The following is a 17,406-nucleotide window of genomic DNA, read 5'->3' on the forward strand; positions in this document are numbered from 1 at the left end:
CCCGAACGGATCGGCGTCCACCTCTCCGAGGAGTTCCAGCTCCACCCCGAACAGTCCACCGACGCCATCGTCATCCACCACCCCGAAGCGAAGTATTTCAACGCACGCTGACGCGGACCGACGTACACTTGTCGGTCCCATACAGGCCGGTCGCCTGTTCCCCCCGGGTATGCCCGCGGGGAAGAGGTGACCGGCCTTCTCGTCCCTACAGAGAGGTGTGCCGGATGACCAGCACCGTTCCCGCGCCCGTAGCCCGTACGGCCGACGGACACGCCCTGCAGGCGGTGCTGCTCGACATGGACGGCACCCTCGTCGACACCGAGGGGTTCTGGTGGGACGTCGAGGTCGACATCTTCGGCGAACTCGGCCACCGACTTGACGAATCCTGGCGTGACGTCGTCGTCGGCGGGCCCATGAGCCGCAGCGCCGCCTTCCTGATCGAATCCACCGGCGCGGCCATCGGCGTCGCCGAGCTCTCCGTCCTCCTCAACGAACGCTTCGAGGCCCGCATCGCCGACGCGGTGCCCCTGATGCCGGGCGCCGAGCGGCTGCTGTCCGAGCTGGCCCGGCACAACGTCCCCACCGCCCTCGTCTCCGCCTCGCACCGCCGGGTCATCGACCGGGTCCTGCGTTCGCTGGGCCCCGAGCGCTTCGCCATCAGCATCGCCGGCGACGAGGTACCGCGGACCAAGCCCCACCCCGACCCGTACCTGATCGCCGCCCGCGCCCTCGGCGCCCACCCCTCGCGCTGCGCCGTGGTCGAGGACACCGCGACCGGGGTCGCCTCCGCCGAGGCCGCCGGCTGCCGGGTGGTCGCCGTACCGTCCGTGGGCCTGATCCCGCCCGCCCCGGGCCGTACCGTCGTCCGCTCGCTGGAGGACGTGGACCTCCGCTTCCTGCGGTCCCTCATCACTCCGATGAACTGATCGCACACTCAGGGTTCCGAACAGAATGACGGTGGGACCAAGGTCCCACCGCAGACCGTCCGGTACGGAGCCCCGGAGGCCGAAATTCCATCCTTGCCGGGGCAGTTGCCCGGGTGACCTTTGTCACCGGAGCGGCTGCCCCCGGCCATGCCCAGAGCACCCATCGGCTTCCTTTGTGTCCCGATTGATCAGCTCCTGACCGAATCCGCGCGGACTTCGGTGTGAGCAGGCGTACTCCTCCCATCACGGTGCGAATACACCCCCGCCGCGACCCGTTCAAGCCACCCCTTCCGGGCCCACTAATGTCGTCGCGGGACCTGCCGCCGCACCGCAGCCGCCCCGCGCACACACCCTTGTGCCGGGGTCGCGCGGACCGATCGTCACACCACCGGCCCGATCGTTCCGCCCTGAACGGGCGACGCCGCGCAGTGCCCTTTTCACCGCTGTGAAACAAGTGCCGGGTTGAGGGAGTTTTTCGAGGATGAACCGCAAGACCATGGTGCTGACGGCCGCGGCCGGCCTGCTCACCCCCGCGCTGACCGCCTGCGGCAGCACCAGCGGAACCGGAGCGGGCACAGGAGCGATCGTCGTCGGCACCACCGATCGGTTCGAGGCCGCCGACACGGTCCCCGCACCGTTCGACCCGGCGTACGCCTACGACGCCGGGACCTGGAACGTACTGCGCCAGACCGTCCAGACCCTGATGCACACCCCGCGCGGCGGCGGCCAGCCCGTCCCCGAAGCGGCCTCCGACTGCCGCTTCACCGACGCGGGCAACGAGAGCTACCGCTGCACCCTGCGCCCCGGGATGAAGTTCGCCAACGGCGACCCGCTCACCGCGAAGGACGTCAAGTTCTCCATCGAGCGCGTCCTCGCCATCAAGGACGAGAACGGCCCGGTCTCCCTGCTCTCCACCCTCGACACCGTCGAGACCAAGGGCGCGGACACCGTCGTCTTCCACCTGAAGACCCCGGACGCCACCTTCCCGTACAAGCTGTCGACGCCCGCCACCGGCATCGTCAACCAGAAGATGTACGACGGCAAGAAGCTCCGCGACGGCTTCGACGTCGACGGCTCCGGCCCGTACACGATGAAGGCCGAAGTCAAGGACAACCACCTCGTCCGGGCCGTCTTCAGCAAGAACCCGAACTACAAGGGCGACATCAAGCTGCAGAACGACAAGGTCGAACTGCGCACCTTCACCGACTCCGCCGCGATGGGCAAGGCCCTCACCGACGGGTCGATCCAGATGCTCTCGCGCACCCTGTCGCCCGCCCAGATCCAGGACTTCGCCGCCAAGCCGCCCAAGGGCGTCAAGCTCGTCCCGATGCCCGGCCTGGAAATCCGCTACATCGCCTTCAACACCGAGGCCCCGGTCGTCAAGGACAAGGCCGTCCGCCAGGCCCTCGCCGCCGCGGTCGACCGGAACGCGATCATCTCCAAGGTGTACGGGAAGTCCGCGACCCCGCTCTACTCGCTGGTCCCCACCACGGTCAACGGACACGTCAACTCCTTCTTCAACAAGTACGGCGAGGCGAACACCGCCAAGGCCGCCGCACTGCTGAAGGACGCCGGGATCAAGACCCCGGTCAAGCTGACGCTGAACTACACCAACGACCACTACGGCGACGGCACCGCCGGAGAGTTCGCCGCCCTCAAGGCCCAGCTGAACTCCACCCAGCTCTTCGACGTCACCGTCCAGGGCACCGACTGGGCCGACTTCCGCCCCGCGCAGAAGAAGGGCGACTTCGCCGCCTACGGCCTCGGCTGGTTCCCCGACTACTCCGACGCCGACAACTTCCTCGCCCCGTTCCTGGAGCAGGACAACTTCCTGGGCACCCCGTACGCCAACAACGCGGTGCGCTCCAAGCTCATCCCCGAATCGCGCCGCGCCGTCGACCGCAGCGTCGCCGCCCCCGCGATCGCGGAGATGCAGGACATCGTCGCCGACGACGTCCCCGTCCTGCCCCTGTGGCAGGGCAAGCAGTACGTCGCCGCGCGCGACGGCATCACCGGTGTGGAGTGGTCCGTCAACTCCATCTCGGACCTGCAGCTGTGGGAACTCGGCCGGGGTGTCAGCGGCTGAGCACCACAGCGACCGGCCCGCGGGACGACCGCGGGCCGGCGTCAACGAAACAGCTCGACTGTGAAGGACGTTCGTGAGATGAGACGTAACCCGTGGCTGGTCGCCCCGGTAGGGGCGGTCACCGCCGCCGCGCTGCTCAGCGGTTGCGGAGCACAGAACGGCGCCGCCGCCGGCGACGGCAAGGGCGTGGTCATGGGCATATCCGCCGATGTGCGCTCGACGGACCCGGCGGCGGGTTACGACCCCGGCTCCTGGCTGCTCTTCAACAACGTCTTCCAGTCGCTGCTGGCCTTCCCCAAGGGCGGCACCTCCCCCGAACCGGACGCCGCCCAGTCCTGCGCCTTCGAGGGCAGCGACAGCAAGCTCTACAAGTGCACCCTGCGCGCCGGCCTGAAGTTCAGCAACGGCAACAGCCTCACCGCCCAGGACGTCAAGTACTCCTTCGAGCGCACGCTCAAGATCAACGACCCGAACGGCCCCGCCGTCATGTTCGGCTCGGTCACCCGCATCGACACCCCGGACGACAAGACCGTCGTCTTCCACCTCAAGTCGTCCGACGCGACCTTCCCCAGCAAGATCGCGTCGGGCGCGGGGTCCATCGTCGACCACCGCGAGTACCCGGCCGACAAGCTCCGCACCGACGGCAAGGCCGTCGGCTCCGGCGTCTACAAGCTGGACTCCTTCTCCAACAAGAGCGCCGCCTTCTCCGTCAACGGCTCCTACACGGGCCAGGCCAAGGCGAAGAACACCGGCGTCACCATGAAGTTCTTCCACGAGGACGAGGGCGCCCTCAAGGCCGCCCTCGAAGCGGGCGACGTCGACTTCGCCTTCCGCGGCCTCGCCGCCAAGGACATCGCGGGCATGGCCGCCAAGACCGGCGACGAGAAGGTCCTCGTCGTCCAGGGCGCCGGAGCCGAAGTCGAGCACCTCGTCTTCAACATGAACGACCCGGTCGTCGGCAAGCTCCCCGTCCGCAAGGCCATCGCCTACCTCGTCGACCGCGACGCCCTCGTCAAGGACGTCTACGACGGCACCGCGACCCCGCTCTACTCCATCGTCCCCGCCGGGATCGGCTCCCACAGCACGGCCTTCTTCGACCGCTACGGCGGCAACCCCCAGCCCGACAAGGCCAGGGCCGTCCTCAAGGCCGCCGGCTACAAGGACAAGATCAAGCTCACGCTGTGGTCCACCCCCTCCCGCTACGGGCCCTCCACCGACCAGGAGTTCCAGGCGATCGCCAAGCAGCTCAACGCGAGCGGCCTGTTCGACGCCGAGGTCAAGTCCGTCGAGTTCGGGCAGTACGAGAAGGACATCCAGGCGGGCAAGTACGGCGTCTACGTCAAGGGCTGGGTGCCGGACTACCCCGACGCCGACAACTTCACGCAGCCCTTCTTCGGCCCGGACAACGTCCTCGTGAACAACTACGACAACAAGGAGATCACCGGGACCATCATCCCGGCGACCTCCGCGAAGGCCGACCGCACCGCCACCACCACCGACTTCACGCGCCTCCAGGACATCGTGGCCGAAGAGGTGCCGATCCTCCCCCTGTGGCAGAGCAAGCAGTACGCGGTCGCCCGCCCCGACATCGCCGGACTCCAGTGGTCCCTCGACGCCTCCACGGTCTTCCGCTTCTGGGAGATCAGCAAGGGCTGACCGGCCCCCGCCGCCCGACCGCCCCGCCCTCAGGGAGTCACTGCGCTCCCGGGCGGACCAGGCCGCTCTCGTACGCGTACACGGCGGCCTGGACCCGGTCGCGCAGACCCAGCTTCGTCAGCACGTGACCCACGTGCGTCTTGACCGTGGTCTCGCTCACGAACAGGTCCGCCGCGATCTCCGCATTCGACAACCCGCGCGACACCAGCTTCAACACCTCGACCTCGCGCTCCGTGAGCGTGCCCAACGTGTTCGGCACGGGGGAGTCACCCGACGGCAGGTGCCCCGCGTACTTGTCCAGGAGCCGGCGCGTGACGCTCGGCGCGAGCATCGCCTCGCCCGCCGCCACCACCCGGATCGCCTGCAACAGCTCCACCGCCGGCGCGTCCTTCAACAGGAAGCCGCTCGCCCCCGCACGCAGCGCCTCCACCACGTACTCGTCCAGGTCGAAGGTGGTCAGCACCAGCACCTTCGCCGGCCCGTCCCGCCCCGGCCCCGTGATCTGCCGGGTCGCCTCCACCCCGTCCATCCGCGGCATCCGGATGTCCATCAACACCACGTCGGGCTGGAGCGCCCGCACCTGGTCGATCGCCTGCAGGCCGTCCCCGGCCTCGCCCACGACCGCGAGATCACCCTCGGCTTCCAAGATCATCCGGAAACCGGTGCGCAGCAGTGGCTGGTCGTCGACCAGCAGGACGCGGATCGCCACAGGGTCTCCCTCGTAATCGCATCAACACTCGGACAGCACGGCAGGACCCCGCCCATTCTGCCCTGCCCCACCCCTCACGATTCCTCCGACCGCTCCACCGCCGGCCGCGCCGGGGGCACCTCCCGGCGGTAGCCGGGAGAGATCACCAGCGGATACACCGGGGGAGTGCCACCGAACTCCGGACACACCGCCTGGTGGTCGCACCAACCGCACAACTTCGTCGGCCGCGGCCGCCAGTCACCCGACTCCGTCGCCTCCTTGATCGCCTCCCACAGCGCCAGCAGCTTGCGCTCCATCCGCTCCAGGTCCTCGATCACCGGGTCGTACGTGATCACGTCACCGCTGCCCAGGTACACCAGCTGGAGCCGCCGCGGCACCACCCCCTTGAGCCGCCACACCACCAGCGCGTAGAACTTCATCTGGAACAGCGCGCCCTCCGCGTACTCCGGCCGCGGCGCCTTGCCCGTCTTGTAGTCGACGATCCGCACCTCGCCCGTCGGCGCGACGTCCACCCGATCGATGATCCCCCGCAGCCGCAGCCCCGAATCCAGCTCCGTCTCCACGAAGAACTCCCGCTCCACCGGCTCCAGCCGCGTCGGGTCCTCCAAGGTGAACCACCGGTCCACCAACGACTCGGCCTCCGTCAGCCACCCCGCCAGACCGACGCCCCCGTCGTCCCCCGGGAACAGCTCCGTCAGCTCCGGCTTCGCCTCCACCAACCGTTCCCACTGCCCCGGGATCAAGGCCTTCGCCCGCGGCGCCGTCCGCTCCTGCGCCGGGTGATCGAAGAGCCGCTCCAGCACCGCGTGCACCAGCGTCCCCCGGGTCGCCGCCGCGCTCGGCTTCTCCGGCAGCTTGTCGATCACCCGGAACCGGTACAGCAGCGGGCACCGCATGAAATCGCTCGCCCGCGAAGGGGACAGCGAAGTGGGCCGGGCTGCTTCGGCCGGACCGGTACCGGGGCTCGTCGTCATACCAAGACCCTACGACCCGCCGCCGACAGCACGGGCATACCATCGACGCCGACCCCCCTCGCACTGCATGATCGGAGCATCACACCGCGCGACCGCGCGGCCCCACCGACCCCGGCAGGACCGCACGGACGCCGCCGATCGACCGAAGGACAACCGTGGCAGACAGCGACGAAACCGGCGAGCGCACCAGTCGCCGTCCCGGACCGGGCGGCGGAATCCTCATGGGCCGACCCTTCGGCGTACCCGTCTACGTCTCGCCCAGCTGGTTCCTCGTCGCCGCCCTCATCACCTGGATCTTCGGCAACCAGCTCGAACGCGTCCTCCCCGACCTCGGGCCCACCCGCTACCTCGTCGCGCTCTTCTTCGCGATCGCCTTCTACGCTTCCGTCCTCGTCCACGAACTCGCCCACACCGTCGCCGCCCTCCGCTTCAAACTCCCCGTCCGCCGCATCCAGCTCCAGTTCTTCGGCGGCGTCTCGGAGATCGAGAAGGAATCCGAGAGCCCCGGCCGCGAGTTCGTCCTCGCCTTCGTCGGCCCCCTCCTCTCCCTCCTCCTCGCCGGCGCCTTCTACCTCGGCATGAAGGCCGTCGAACCCTCCACCGTCCCCGGCGTCCTGCTCGCCGGACTGATGATCTCCAACCTCCTCGTCGCCGCCTTCAACCTCCTCCCCGGCCTCCCCCTCGACGGCGGCCGCATGCTCCGCGCCGTCATCTGGGCCCTCACCAAGAACCCCATGACCGGCACCGTCGCCGCCGCCTGGGTCGGCCGCGCCATCGCCGTCGCCGTCCTCTTCGGCCTCCCCCTCCTCACCGGCACCGGAGTCATCGACGGCACCCCCACCCGGGACCTCGGCGGCATGGACACCGTCATGAACGCCCTCCTCGCCGCGATCCTCGCCGGCATCATGTGGACCGGAGCCGGAAACAGCCTGCGCATGGCCCGCCTGCGCCAACACCTGCCGCAGCTGCGCGCCCGCACCCTCACCCGGCGCGCCATCCCCGTCGAATCCGCCACCCCCCTCTCCGAGGCCCTCCGCCGCGCCAACGACGCCGGAGCCCGCGCCCTCGTCGTCGTCGACGGCCACGGCGACCCCACCGCCCTCGTCCGCGAGACCGCCATCGCCTCCGTCCCCGAACACCGACGCCCCTGGGTCGCCGTCAGCGGCCTCGCCCAAGACCTCACCGACGGCATGAAGGTCTCCGCGGAACTCTCCGGCGAAGACCTCCTCGACCGCCTGCGCGCCCACCCCGCCAGCGAGTACCTCGTCCTCGAACCCGGCGGCGAGATCTACGGCGTCCTGTCCACCCTCGACGTCGAAAAGGCCTTCGTGAAGGCCATGGCACGGCCCCAGTCCTAGACCCAATACACTGGTCACATGTCCGAACCGACCGGTGCCGCCCGCCGACGCGGGCCCTTCAAGGTCGGGGACCAGGTTCAGCTCACCGACCCCAAGGGCCGCCACTACACGTTCACGCTCGAAGCCGGGAAGAATTTCCACACCCACAAGGGTTCCTTCCCGCACGACGAGCTGATCGGTGCTCCCGAGGGCAGTGTTGTCCGCACCACGGGGAACGTCGCGTACCTCGCGCTGCGCCCCCTGCTCCCCGACTACGTCCTGTCCATGCCCCGCGGCGCCGCCGTGGTCTACCCCAAGGACGCGGGCCAGATCCTGGCCTTCGCCGACATCTTCCCCGGCGCCCGCGTCGTCGAAGCGGGAGTGGGCTCCGGATCGCTGAGCAGCTTCCTGCTCCGCGCGATCGGTGACCAGGGCATGCTCCACAGCTACGAACGACGCCCGGACTTCGCCGAGATCGCCACCGCGAACGTCGAGCGCTACTTCGGTGGCCCCCACCCCGCATGGCAGCTCACCGTCGGCGACCTCCAGGACAACCTGTCCGACACGGACGTCGACCGTGTGATCCTCGACATGCTCGCCCCCTGGGAATGCCTGGAGGCCGTCTCCAAGGCCCTCGTCCCCGGCGGCATCCTCTGCTGCTACGTGGCCACCACCACCCAGCTCTCGCGCACCGTCGAATCCATCCGCGAGTTCGGCTGCTACGCCGAACCGCAGCCCTGGGAATCGATGATCCGCAACTGGCACGTCGAAGGCCTCGCCGTCCGCCCGGACCACCGGATGATCGGCCACACCGGCTTCCTCGTCACCGCCCGCCGCCTCGCGGACGGCGTCGAGGCCCCGCTGCGCCGCCGCCGCCCCTCCAAGGGCGCCTACGGCGAGGACTACGACGGCCCCGGCAGCCGCTCCGCCGAGCGCACCGCCGAGACCGAGCGCACCGCCGACACCGAGCGCGGCTGACCGCCGCCCCGCACAACGCACCGGCGCCGGTGTGCAGTTCCCCGCTCCCAGCGGGAACTGCACACCGGCGCCTCTTCGTTGTACCCACAGAAAGCACGGGCCCCACCCGTCTCACCGGCCACCAGGACGGACCCGCCCGTTCCGCGCCCGTGTGAGGTGTGGCACGATGCTGGCTCCCCGTCAGCGCCGCCCCACAGGAGACGCACCGCGTGCCGCACACCCCCGCCGCCCCGGACCAGGCCCACACCCGCACCCGACCGGTGCACTGGACCGCCACCGCGGTGGCCCTGGGCGCCGTCGTGGCCGCCGCGGCCTTCCTCCAGCCCGACCCCGCCGCAGCCTCCGCGCCCCGAGCCGTCGCCGGACCCGAAGCCCGACCCGCCGCACCCGATCCGGCCGCGGTGACCTACCCGCTCGACTGCCACGGCGTACCGCAGCGCGTCATCGCCAGCGCACAGGGCGACCTAGACGGGGACGGCCGCCCGGAAACCGTCGCCGCCGTCCGTTGCGACGCGGGCTCGGGCACCCCGCCCCACGCCGTCTACGTCCTCACCACGGGGCCCGGAGCCGGCGCGGCCGCCGCGACCCCCCGGGTCGTCGCGACCCTCCTCGAAGCCGGTGCGCGCAAGACCGTCACCGACCTCGCCGTGCGTGACCACATGGTCACGGCCACCCTGCTCGGGTACTCGTCACCGGAGATACCGCGCTACGCACCCGATCTGAAGCAACAGGCCAAGTGGCGCTGGACCGGCGGAAAATTCAGCCAGGAGCTTACGGACTCGGCCGCAAAACGGGTTTGATTCCGGTACGGCATTAATCCGCGTCCGGGCCGAAGACCTCGACCCTGTCCGAAACCCGTCGCACGTGGATGCAGTCGCCCGGGCATTCCTTGGCCGAATCGACGACGTCCTGCAACAACGGCAGCGGAACCGGAGTCGTCGCCCCCGCCTCCTGGAGCAGTTCGTCCTCACCGCTCTTCACGTACGCCAGACCATCGATGTCCAGCTCGAAGACCTCCGGCGCGTACTGGACGCAGATCCCGTCGCCGGTGCAGAGGTCCTGGTCGATCCAGACCTCCAACAGCTCGCCGCCCTCGCCGGCACCACCCGTGTGGGCCTCGTGCTGCACGGTCATATCTCCTGCCGTTCCCTGTCCTCGGTGATCCACTCCGTTCACGCATCGCAGCAAGTCGCGCGAGCCCTGACGGGTGTTGAACAGTTCGACCTTACAACCGGCTGCTTTCCGATGTTGAAGGGTGGGTATTTCCTTGGCGTGAGGGAGTACGCAAGGGTGAAGATCGGACACACCCCTACCGTCTTTGTGATCTAGGGGTTTCAATCACCACCAGCCCAGGTAGGGTCAGGAAGCGTCCAGCTCCCCTTGGAGGAGGTGAGGACCGTGGCAGCCCACGACGATGACATCACCCGCGGCATCCGGCCGGGGCGAGGGTCCGATGACCCCGCCGGTCAGGTTGCCTATCTCGAGCAGGAAATCGCCGTCCTGCGACGCAAGCTCGCCGACTCTCCGCGACACACGAGGATTCTCGAAGAGCGGATCGTCGAACTGCAGACAAATCTGGCCGGTGTATCCGCACAGAACGAGCGACTCGCCAATACGCTCCGCGAGGCACGCGACCAGATCGTGGCCCTCAAGGAGGAAGTCGACCGGCTCGCACAGCCGCCGGCCGGCTTCGGAGTCTTCCTGCAAGCGAACGAAGACGGCACGGTCGACATCTTCACGGGGGGCCGCAAGCTCCGCGTGAACGTCAGCCCCAGCGTCGACCCCGAGGACCTCAGGCGTGGCCAGGAGGTCATGCTCAACGAGGCCCTCAACGTGGTCGAGGCCATGGAGTTCGAACGGGCCGGGGACATCGTCACCCTCAAGGAGATCCTTGAGGACGGCGAGCGCGCCCTGGTGGTCGGGCACACCGACGAGGAAAGGGTGGTGAGGCTCGCCGAGCCGCTCCTGGACATCACCATCCGCCCCGGCGACGCCCTCCTGCTCGAACCCAGGTCCGGCTACGTCTACGAAGTGGTGCCGAAGAGCGAGGTCGAGGAGCTCGTCCTCGAAGAGGTCCCGGACATCGACTACGAGAAGATCGGCGGCCTGGGCGACCAGATCGAACTGATCCGCGACGCGGTCGAGCTCCCGTACCTCCACCCCGACCTCTTCAAGGAACACGAACTGCGCCCGCCCAAGGGCATCCTGCTCTACGGCCCGCCCGGCTGCGGAAAGACGCTGATCGCCAAGGCGGTCGCCAATTCCCTGGCCAAGAAGGTCGCCGAGGTGACCGGCCAGCCCGCGGGGAAGTCCTACTTCCTCAACATCAAGGGCCCCGAACTCCTCAACAAGTACGTCGGCGAGACCGAGCGGCACATCCGCCTCGTCTTCCAGCGTGCCAGGGAGAAGGCGAGCGAGGGCACCCCCGTCATCGTCTTCTTCGACGAGATGGAATCCCTCTTCCGCACCCGCGGATCCGGTGTCAGCTCGGACGTGGAGAACACCATCGTCCCCCAGCTGCTCGCCGAGATCGACGGCGTGGAAGGCCTGGAGAACGTCATCGTCATCGGCGCCTCCAACCGCGAGGACATGATCGACCCGGCCATCCTGCGCCCCGGCCGTCTCGATGTGAAGATCAAGATCGAGCGTCCGGACGCCGAGGCGGCCAAGGACATCTTCGCCAAGTACCTCAAGGCCACCCTGCCCCTGCACACGGACGACCTGTCCGAACACCAGGGCTCCCCGGCCGGCACCGTCCACAGCATGATCCAGACCGTCGTCGAGCAGATGTACGCCGAGTCCGAGGAGAACCGCTTCCTCGAGGTCACGTACGCCAACGGCGACAAGGAAGTCCTCTACTTCAAGGACTTCAACTCGGGCGCGATGATCCAGAACATCGTGGACCGTGCGAAGAAGATGGCCATCAAGGCCTTCCTCGAGCACAACCAGAAGGGCCTCCGGGTCTCCCACCTCCTCCAGGCGTGCGTGGACGAGTTCAAGGAGAACGAGGACCTGCCCAACACCACGAACCCGGACGACTGGGCCCGCATCTCCGGAAAGAAGGGCGAGCGGATCGTATTCATCCGCACGCTCGTCACCGGGAAGCAGGGCGCGGACACCGGACGCTCCATCGACACGGTGGCCAACACCGGTCAGTACCTCTGACGGAGCGGGGCGGCTGCGGGTGCCCCCACCGGGGCACCCGCAGCCGACTGCTTTTCGGCCGCGGCCGGGCCAAGGCAATGATTGAAATGATCTCCCCACCAGCGCGGAGCCGCTCTAGGCTCTTCCGTACCGCCGCATCCGCTGTGCGGGGACGGGCACCGCACACGCACCGGAGCACCAGCGGTACTTGAGCGCCGCTTCCGATCGGAAGCGCCGCCGGGCAAGGAGGGCCGCATGACCGTACGGCGAGTAATGGGGATCGAGACGGAGTACGGGATCTCCGTCCCCGGTCACCCGAACGCCAATGCCATGCTCACCTCGTCCCAGATCGTCAACGCCTACGCGGCGGCGATGCACCGGGCGCGACGCGCCCGCTGGGACTTCGAGGAGGAGAACCCGCTGCGGGACGCCCGCGGCTTCGACCTCGCCCGCGAGGCCGCAGACAACAGCCAGCTCACCGACGAGGACATCGGCCTCGCCAACGTCATCCTCACCAACGGCGCACGGCTCTACGTCGACCACGCGCACCCCGAGTACAGCTCGCCGGAGATCACCAACCCGCGCGACGCCGTCCTCTGGGACAAGGCCGGCGAACGGATCATGGCCGAGGCTGCGGAGCGGGCCGCCCAGCTGCCCGGCGCCCAGCCGATCCACCTCTACAAGAACAACACCGACAACAAGGGCGCCTCCTACGGCACGCACGAGAACTACCTGATGAAGCGGGAGACCCCCTTCTCGGACATCGTGCGCCACCTGACGCCCTTCTTCGTCTCCCGCCAGGTCGTCACCGGCGCCGGCCGGGTCGGCATCGGGCAGGACGGCCGCGAACACGGCTTCCAGATCAGTCAGCGCGCCGACTACTTCGAGGTCGAGGTCGGCCTGGAGACCACCCTCAAGCGCCCCATCATCAACACCCGCGACGAGCCGCACTCGGACGCCGAGAAGTACCGTCGCCTGCACGTGATCATCGGCGACGCGAACCTGTCCGAGATCTCCACCTACCTCAAGCTCGGCACCACCGCCCTGGTCCTCTCCATGATCGAGGACGGGTTCATCAACGTCGACCTGGCCGTGGACCAGCCGGTGCGCACCCTGCACCAGGTCTCCCACGACCCGGACCTGCGCCAGCTCATCACCCTGCGCAGCGGGCGCACGCTGACCGCCGTCCAGCTCCAGATGGAGTACTTCGAGCTGGCGCGGAAGTACGTCGACGAGCGGTTCGGCTCCGACGCGGACGAGCAGACCAAGGACGTGCTGGCCCGCTGGGAGGACGTGCTGGGCCGCCTGGAGACCGACCCGATGAGCCTCGCGGGGGAGCTGGACTGGATCGCCAAGCGGGAGATCCTGGAGGGCTACCGCAGGCGCGACGGACTCGACTGGGACGCGGCGCGGCTCCAGCTGGTGGACCTCCAGTACTCGGACGTCCGCCCCGACAAGGGCCTGTACAACCGCCTGGTGGCCCGCGGCAAGATCAAGCGACTGGTGGACGAGCCGGCCGTCGAGCGGGCCGAGAGCAAGCCCCCGGAGGACACCCGGGCCTACTTCCGCGGCCGCTGCCTGGAGCAGTACGCCGACGACGTGGCCGCGGCCTCCTGGGACTCGGTCATCTTCGACCTGCCGGGCCACGACTCGCTCCAGCGGGTCCCGACCTTGGAACCGCTGCGCGGCACCCGTGCGCACGTCAAGGAGCTCCTGGACCGCTGCCGCACGGCGGAGGACCTGGTCCGGGTCCTTTCGGGGCGCTGAACACGGCTGAAAGGCCTCCGGTCCGGGAATCATGAGAAAGACCGGATGTTGAGGAAAGTGCGGGGACGAATGTCGGACCCTCCTTGTAGGGTCCGACGTAGGGTCTGATCTTGAGGGATCCCGAATTCGCGGGGTCTCTCGACGTGAGCGTGCGAACCGAGCGGGGTGAGGTAGACATGGCGACCAAGGACACCGGCGGCGGACAGCAGAAGGCGACGCGCTCGACCGAGGAGGTCGAGGAGACGACCGCCGAGGCGAGTTCGGACGTCCAGGAACGGCACGAGAAGCTCTCGGACGACGTCGACTCGGTACTTGACGAGATTGACGATGTACTCGAGGAAAATGCCGAGGACTTCGTTCGGAGTTTCGTACAAAAAGGCGGCGAATAACCTTCGAATCTAAGGCGATTCGGCCAGTGTGGAGTTCATGTCCAATGGCACGAAGTGGTGTCGCGGCTGCGCCCGCGACGTTCCTCTGAGCGGATTCGCCGCAGATCGAAATCGAGGCGACGGCCTCCAGGCGAGGTGTCGTGAATGCGTGGCGGCGTACGGTGCGCAGCACTACCGGCGCCGCCAGGCAGCCTTAGGCAAGACGGTCAAGGAGAGAGTCGATGTTCCGCCGGGGCACAAGTTGTGCCGGCAGTGCGGGGAGGTCAAGCCGCACAGCGACTGGCACAGGAACGCGACTGCCTCTGACGGCCTGTCCACTCGCTGCAAGGCATGTCGGGCCGTGCAAGGTCGTGCGGGCCATCTCAAGCGCGCGTACGGCATGACCGAGGCTCAACGAGACGCGATGATCGCAGCTCAAGGCGGGCTGTGTTGCATCTGTCTGAAGCGTCCCGCAGTACATGTGGATCATTGCCATCAGACGGGTAAGGTCCGGGGCGTACTTTGCTTTAACTGCAACACGGCCATCGGCAAGTTGGGCGACGATCCCGACGCTGCACGCCGGGTCGTCTCATACCTGGAGGGACACGCGTGGAAGCCAACAATCACGGCACAGGGCGTCTACCGGCAGCCTTCCTGACGCCGGGGTCCTCCTCCTTCATGGACTTCCTGGGCGCGCACTCGCCCGAGATGCTGCCGGGGAACCGGAGGCTGCCGGAGGGGATCGTGCAGGCGCCGCACGGGACGACGATCGTCGCGGCGACGTTCCCGGGTGGGGTCGTGCTCGCCGGTGACCGGCGGGCGACGATGGGCAACATGATCGCCCAGCGCGACATCGAGAAGGTGTTCCCGGCCGACGAGTACTCCGCGGTGGGCATCGCGGGTACGGCGGGTCTGGCCGTGGAGATGGTCAAGCTGTTCCAGCTGGAGCTGGAGCACTTCGAGAAGGTCGAGGGCGCGACCCTCTCCCTGGAGGGCAAGGCGAACCGCCTGTCCACCATGATCCGCAGCAACCTCGGCATGGCCATGCAGGGCCTCGCGGTCGTCCCGCTGTTCGCCGGCTGGGACGAGGCCAAGGAGCGGGGCCGGATCTTCACCTACGACGTGACGGGCGGGCGCTCCGAGGAGCACGGCTACGCCGCCACCGGTTCGGGTTCGATCTTCGCCAAGGGCTCCATGAAGAAGCTGTACCGCGACGATCTGACGGAGCAGCAGGCCACGACGCTGGTCGTGCAGGCGCTGTACGACGCCGCGGACGACGACTCGGCGACCGGTGGCCCGGACCTGGCCCGTCGGATCTTCCCGATCGTCACCGTGATGACCGACGAGGGCTTCCGCAGGCTCACCGACGTTGAGTCGGGGGAGCTGGCCCGCGCGGTCACCGAGCACCGCCTGGCGCAGCCCGACGGGCCGCGCGCCGCTCTGCTCTGACCATCCGTAGCCCTGTAGAAGACCGGAAGAAAGGGACGGACAGCCGGTGTCGACTCCGTTCTATGTGTCACCCCAGCAGGCCATGGCGGACCGTGCGGAGTACGCCCGCAAGGGCATCGCCCGCGGTCGCAGCCTCGTCGTGCTGCAGTACGCCGACGGCATTGTGTTCGTCGGCGAGAACCCGTCCCGCGCGCTGCACAAGTTCAGCGAGATCTACGACCGCATCGGTTTCGCGGCGGCCGGCAAGTACAACGAGTACGAGAACCTGCGGATCGGCGGTGTGCGGTACGCGGATCTGCGCGGGTACACCTACGACCGCGAGGACGTGACGGCCCGTGGTCTGGCCAACGTCTACGCGCAGACGCTGGGCACGATCTTCTCCAGTGCGGGTGAGAAGCCGTACGAGGTGGAGCTGGTGGTCGCGGAGGTGGGTGCGACGGCGTCCGGCGACCAGATCTACCGGCTGCCGCACGACGGGTCGATCGTGGACGAGCACGGTTCGGTCGCGGTCGGTGGCAACGCCGAGCAGATCAGTACGTTCCTGGACCAGCGGCACCGGGACGGGATGACGCTGGCCGAGGCGTTGAAGTTGGCCGTGCAGGCGCTGTCGAGCCAGGCCAACGGGACGGACCGGGAGATCCCGGCGGACCGGTTGGAGGTGGCGGTGCTGGACCGTACGCGGGGTCAGCAGCGCAAGTTCAAGCGGATCCGGGGGCGTCAGCTGTCGCGCCTGTTGGAGGCCGACGTGCCGGTGGCGGCGCAGGTCGACGCCGTGTCGAACGACGAGGACCCCGAGGACGAGGCGGCCGAGTAGGCGTCGTCGCGGTGTGGTCCGGTGCCCCGGTCCGTCTCTCACGAGGCGGGCCGGGGCACCGGTGCGTTCAGCGCCCGTCAGCGCCCGTCAGCGCCCGTCAGCGCCCGTCAGCGCCCGTCAGCGTCCATCGGGGTCGGCGGGGGTGCGGTGGAGCCGCGTACGACGAGCTGGACGGGGAGGTCGGGGGCGTTCCAGGGGGCGCCGTCGAGGACGGCGAGGAGGGCGCTCATGCCGTGTTCGCCGACGCGTTCGGCGGGGAGGCCGATGGTGGTGAGTTCGGGTTCGACGGCGGTGGCGAGGGCGAGGTCGTCGAAGCCGGTGACGGAGAGGTCGTCGGGGACGCGCAGGCCGAGGCGGCGGGCGGCTTTGCAGGCGCCGGCGGCGAGGATGTCGTCGTCGCAGACGATGGCGGTGGGTCGCTGCCCGGGGGTGGTCAGGGCGGCTTCCATGGCGGCTCTGGCGGCGTCGACGCTGAGGTCGGACCTGGTGGTGCGCAGTTCGGTGCCGGGGCCCAGGAGGCGGCTCAGGGCCTTGGCGCGGACGTCGAAGGTCCAGGTGTCGACGGCGGAGGCGAGGTGGAGGAAGCGGCGGTGGCCGAGGGCCTGGAGGTGTTCGGTGACCTGGCGCATGCCGTCGGCGATGGCGAGGTTGACGTGGGCGGCGGCGCGGCCGGCGGTGGGGTCGCTGTCGAGCATGACGAGGGGGAGGTCGTTGCCGCCGATGGCTTCGAGGGCGTGGGCGGCCATGGAGGAGGCGATGACTCCGTCGAGGGCGGCGCTGGCGGAGGCGAAGGGGTCGCGGGCGGGTCCGGTGCCGTCGGGGGAGGGGTAGAGGACGACGCCGAAGCCGTTTTCGGCGGCGATCCGGGCGGCTCCGCTGTAGACGCGGGCGAAGAATTCGTTGGTGAGGGCGGGGACGACGAGGAGGGCGGTGCGGGTGCTGCCGAGGCGGAGGTTGCGGGCGGCGAGGTTGGGGCGGTAGCCGAGGTGTGCGGCGCTCTCGCGGACCTGGGCGGCGGTGCGCTCGGAGACGCGGCCGCGCCATTTGTCGCCGAGGACGAGGGAGACGGTGGCCTGGGAGACCCCGGCGGCGTGGGCGACGTCGCGGCTGGTGGGTCGGGTCACGGGGGTCTCCGGGGTGGGTGGGGCGGGCGGTCGGCGGGCTTGTGGGGTGGACCCCTGGGCTGTCGCCATGGTAC

16 protein-coding genes are annotated in these 17,406 nt (G+C 69.0%); 12 read left to right on the top strand and 4 right to left on the bottom strand.

Going from position 1 to position 17,406, the window contains the following annotated elements:
- The first annotated feature begins 224 nt into the window (after nt 1–224).
- The 3 genes from ACIBEA_RS18095 (at nt 225) to ACIBEA_RS18105 (ending at nt 4,668) form a co-directional block, all read left to right on the top strand.
- The gene (locus ACIBEA_RS18095; protein ID WP_399261975.1) at nt 225–926 is read left to right on the top strand and encodes an HAD family hydrolase; all 702 of its coding nucleotides are present in this window, start codon (nt 225–227) and stop codon (nt 924–926) included.
- A gap of 481 nt (nt 927–1,407) precedes the next feature.
- Complete coding sequence (locus ACIBEA_RS18100; RefSeq protein ID WP_399261977.1) at nt 1,408–3,012, top strand: ABC transporter substrate-binding protein; 1,605 nt, start codon at nt 1,408–1,410, stop codon at nt 3,010–3,012.
- Nucleotides 3,013–3,090: 78 nt separating this feature from the next.
- On the top strand, nt 3,091–4,668 hold the full coding sequence (locus tag ACIBEA_RS18105) for an ABC transporter substrate-binding protein (RefSeq protein WP_399261979.1): 1,578 nt from the start codon (nt 3,091–3,093) through the stop codon (nt 4,666–4,668).
- A 37-nt stretch (nt 4,669–4,705) separates the two neighbouring features.
- On the opposite strand, the gene ACIBEA_RS18110 is transcribed toward ACIBEA_RS18105, so the two are convergent.
- Entirely contained in the window at nt 4,706–5,377 is a 672-nt protein-coding gene (locus tag ACIBEA_RS18110; RefSeq protein WP_399261981.1) for a response regulator, read from the bottom strand.
- Nucleotides 5,378–5,451: 74 nt separating this feature from the next.
- Nucleotides 5,452–6,351: a RecB family exonuclease gene (locus ACIBEA_RS18115; protein ID WP_399261983.1), complete on the bottom strand. Its 900-nt coding sequence runs from the start codon at nt 6,349–6,351 to the stop codon at nt 5,452–5,454.
- A 155-nt stretch (nt 6,352–6,506) separates the two neighbouring features.
- Between ACIBEA_RS18115 and ACIBEA_RS18120 the strand changes: the two genes are divergently transcribed.
- From ACIBEA_RS18120 to ACIBEA_RS18130, 3 genes are all read left to right on the top strand, one after another.
- Nucleotides 6,507–7,709 (top strand): site-2 protease family protein, encoded by a 1,203-nt coding sequence (locus ACIBEA_RS18120; protein ID WP_385785725.1) that lies wholly within the window; start codon nt 6,507–6,509, stop codon nt 7,707–7,709.
- Between the two features lie 18 nt (nt 7,710–7,727).
- Nucleotides 7,728–8,666, top strand: a complete 939-nt coding sequence (locus tag ACIBEA_RS18125; protein ID WP_399261985.1) for a tRNA (adenine-N1)-methyltransferase — start codon at nt 7,728–7,730, stop codon at nt 8,664–8,666.
- Nucleotides 8,667–8,875: 209 nt separating this feature from the next.
- The gene (locus ACIBEA_RS18130; RefSeq protein ID WP_399261987.1) at nt 8,876–9,466 is read left to right on the top strand and encodes a hypothetical protein; all 591 of its coding nucleotides are present in this window, start codon (nt 8,876–8,878) and stop codon (nt 9,464–9,466) included.
- Nucleotides 9,467–9,479: 13 nt separating this feature from the next.
- On the opposite strand, the gene ACIBEA_RS18135 is transcribed toward ACIBEA_RS18130, so the two are convergent.
- A complete protein-coding gene (locus tag ACIBEA_RS18135; RefSeq protein ID WP_399261989.1) occupies nt 9,480–9,800 on the bottom strand; it encodes a ferredoxin in 321 nt (106 codons plus the stop codon).
- A 264-nt stretch (nt 9,801–10,064) separates the two neighbouring features.
- On the opposite strand from ACIBEA_RS18135, the gene arc reads away from it, so the two are divergent.
- The 6 genes from arc to prcA all read left to right on the top strand — a co-directional run bounded on the left by arc (nt 10,065) and on the right by prcA (nt 16,208).
- A complete protein-coding gene (gene arc, locus ACIBEA_RS18140) occupies nt 10,065–11,831 on the top strand; it encodes a proteasome ATPase (protein WP_354383624.1) in 1,767 nt (588 codons plus the stop codon).
- A gap of 234 nt (nt 11,832–12,065) precedes the next feature.
- Nucleotides 12,066–13,577 carry a depupylase/deamidase Dop gene (gene dop, locus ACIBEA_RS18145; protein WP_399261991.1) on the top strand — a complete coding sequence of 504 codons (1,512 nt, stop codon included), beginning with the start codon at nt 12,066–12,068 and terminating at the stop codon, nt 13,575–13,577.
- 176 nt (nt 13,578–13,753) lie between these two features.
- Nucleotides 13,754–13,966, top strand: a complete 213-nt coding sequence (locus tag ACIBEA_RS18150) for a ubiquitin-like protein Pup (RefSeq protein ID WP_354383626.1) — start codon at nt 13,754–13,756, stop codon at nt 13,964–13,966.
- Between the two features lie 37 nt (nt 13,967–14,003).
- Entirely contained in the window at nt 14,004–14,603 is a 600-nt protein-coding gene (locus ACIBEA_RS18155) for an endonuclease VII domain-containing protein (RefSeq protein ID WP_399261993.1), read from the top strand.
- On the top strand, nt 14,555–15,394 hold the full coding sequence (gene prcB / locus ACIBEA_RS18160; RefSeq protein ID WP_399261995.1) for a proteasome subunit beta: 840 nt from the start codon (nt 14,555–14,557) through the stop codon (nt 15,392–15,394). The genes ACIBEA_RS18155 and prcB overlap by 49 nt, the downstream gene beginning before the upstream one ends.
- 46 nt (nt 15,395–15,440) lie before the next feature.
- Nucleotides 15,441–16,208: a proteasome subunit alpha gene (gene prcA / locus ACIBEA_RS18165; RefSeq protein ID WP_399261997.1), complete on the top strand. Its 768-nt coding sequence runs from the start codon at nt 15,441–15,443 to the stop codon at nt 16,206–16,208.
- A gap of 107 nt (nt 16,209–16,315) precedes the next feature.
- Here the strand turns inward: prcA and ACIBEA_RS18170 are convergent, their stop codons facing one another.
- Entirely contained in the window at nt 16,316–17,332 is a 1,017-nt protein-coding gene (locus ACIBEA_RS18170; protein WP_399261999.1) for a LacI family DNA-binding transcriptional regulator, read from the bottom strand.
- Nucleotides 17,333–17,406 lie beyond the last annotated feature (74 nt).

Source organism: Streptomyces sp. NPDC051555 (assembly GCF_044454405.1).
In the GTDB taxonomy this organism is placed as follows: Bacteria; Actinomycetota; Actinomycetes; order Streptomycetales; family Streptomycetaceae; genus Streptomyces.

What these genes read in the sequence shown, in the direction of transcription:
- ACIBEA_RS18105 (WP_399261979.1), top strand. Translation starts at nt 3,091, where the DNA reads ATGAGACGTAACCCGTGGCTGGTCGCCCCGGTAGGGGCGGTCACCGCC.
- ACIBEA_RS18135 (WP_399261989.1), bottom strand. Translation starts at nt 9,800, where the DNA reads ATGACCGTGCAGCACGAGGCCCACACGGGTGGTGCCGGCGAGGGCGGC.
- ACIBEA_RS18150 (WP_354383626.1), top strand. Translation starts at nt 13,754, where the DNA reads ATGGCGACCAAGGACACCGGCGGCGGACAGCAGAAGGCGACGCGCTCG.
- ACIBEA_RS18115 (WP_399261983.1), bottom strand. Translation starts at nt 6,351, where the DNA reads ATGACGACGAGCCCCGGTACCGGTCCGGCCGAAGCAGCCCGGCCCACT.
- dop (WP_399261991.1), top strand. Translation starts at nt 12,066, where the DNA reads ATGACCGTACGGCGAGTAATGGGGATCGAGACGGAGTACGGGATCTCC.
- ACIBEA_RS18125 (WP_399261985.1), top strand. Translation starts at nt 7,728, where the DNA reads ATGTCCGAACCGACCGGTGCCGCCCGCCGACGCGGGCCCTTCAAGGTC.
- ACIBEA_RS18100 (WP_399261977.1), top strand. Translation starts at nt 1,408, where the DNA reads ATGAACCGCAAGACCATGGTGCTGACGGCCGCGGCCGGCCTGCTCACC.
- ACIBEA_RS18155 (WP_399261993.1), top strand. Translation starts at nt 14,004, where the DNA reads ATGTCCAATGGCACGAAGTGGTGTCGCGGCTGCGCCCGCGACGTTCCT.
- ACIBEA_RS18095 (WP_399261975.1), top strand. Translation starts at nt 225, where the DNA reads ATGACCAGCACCGTTCCCGCGCCCGTAGCCCGTACGGCCGACGGACAC.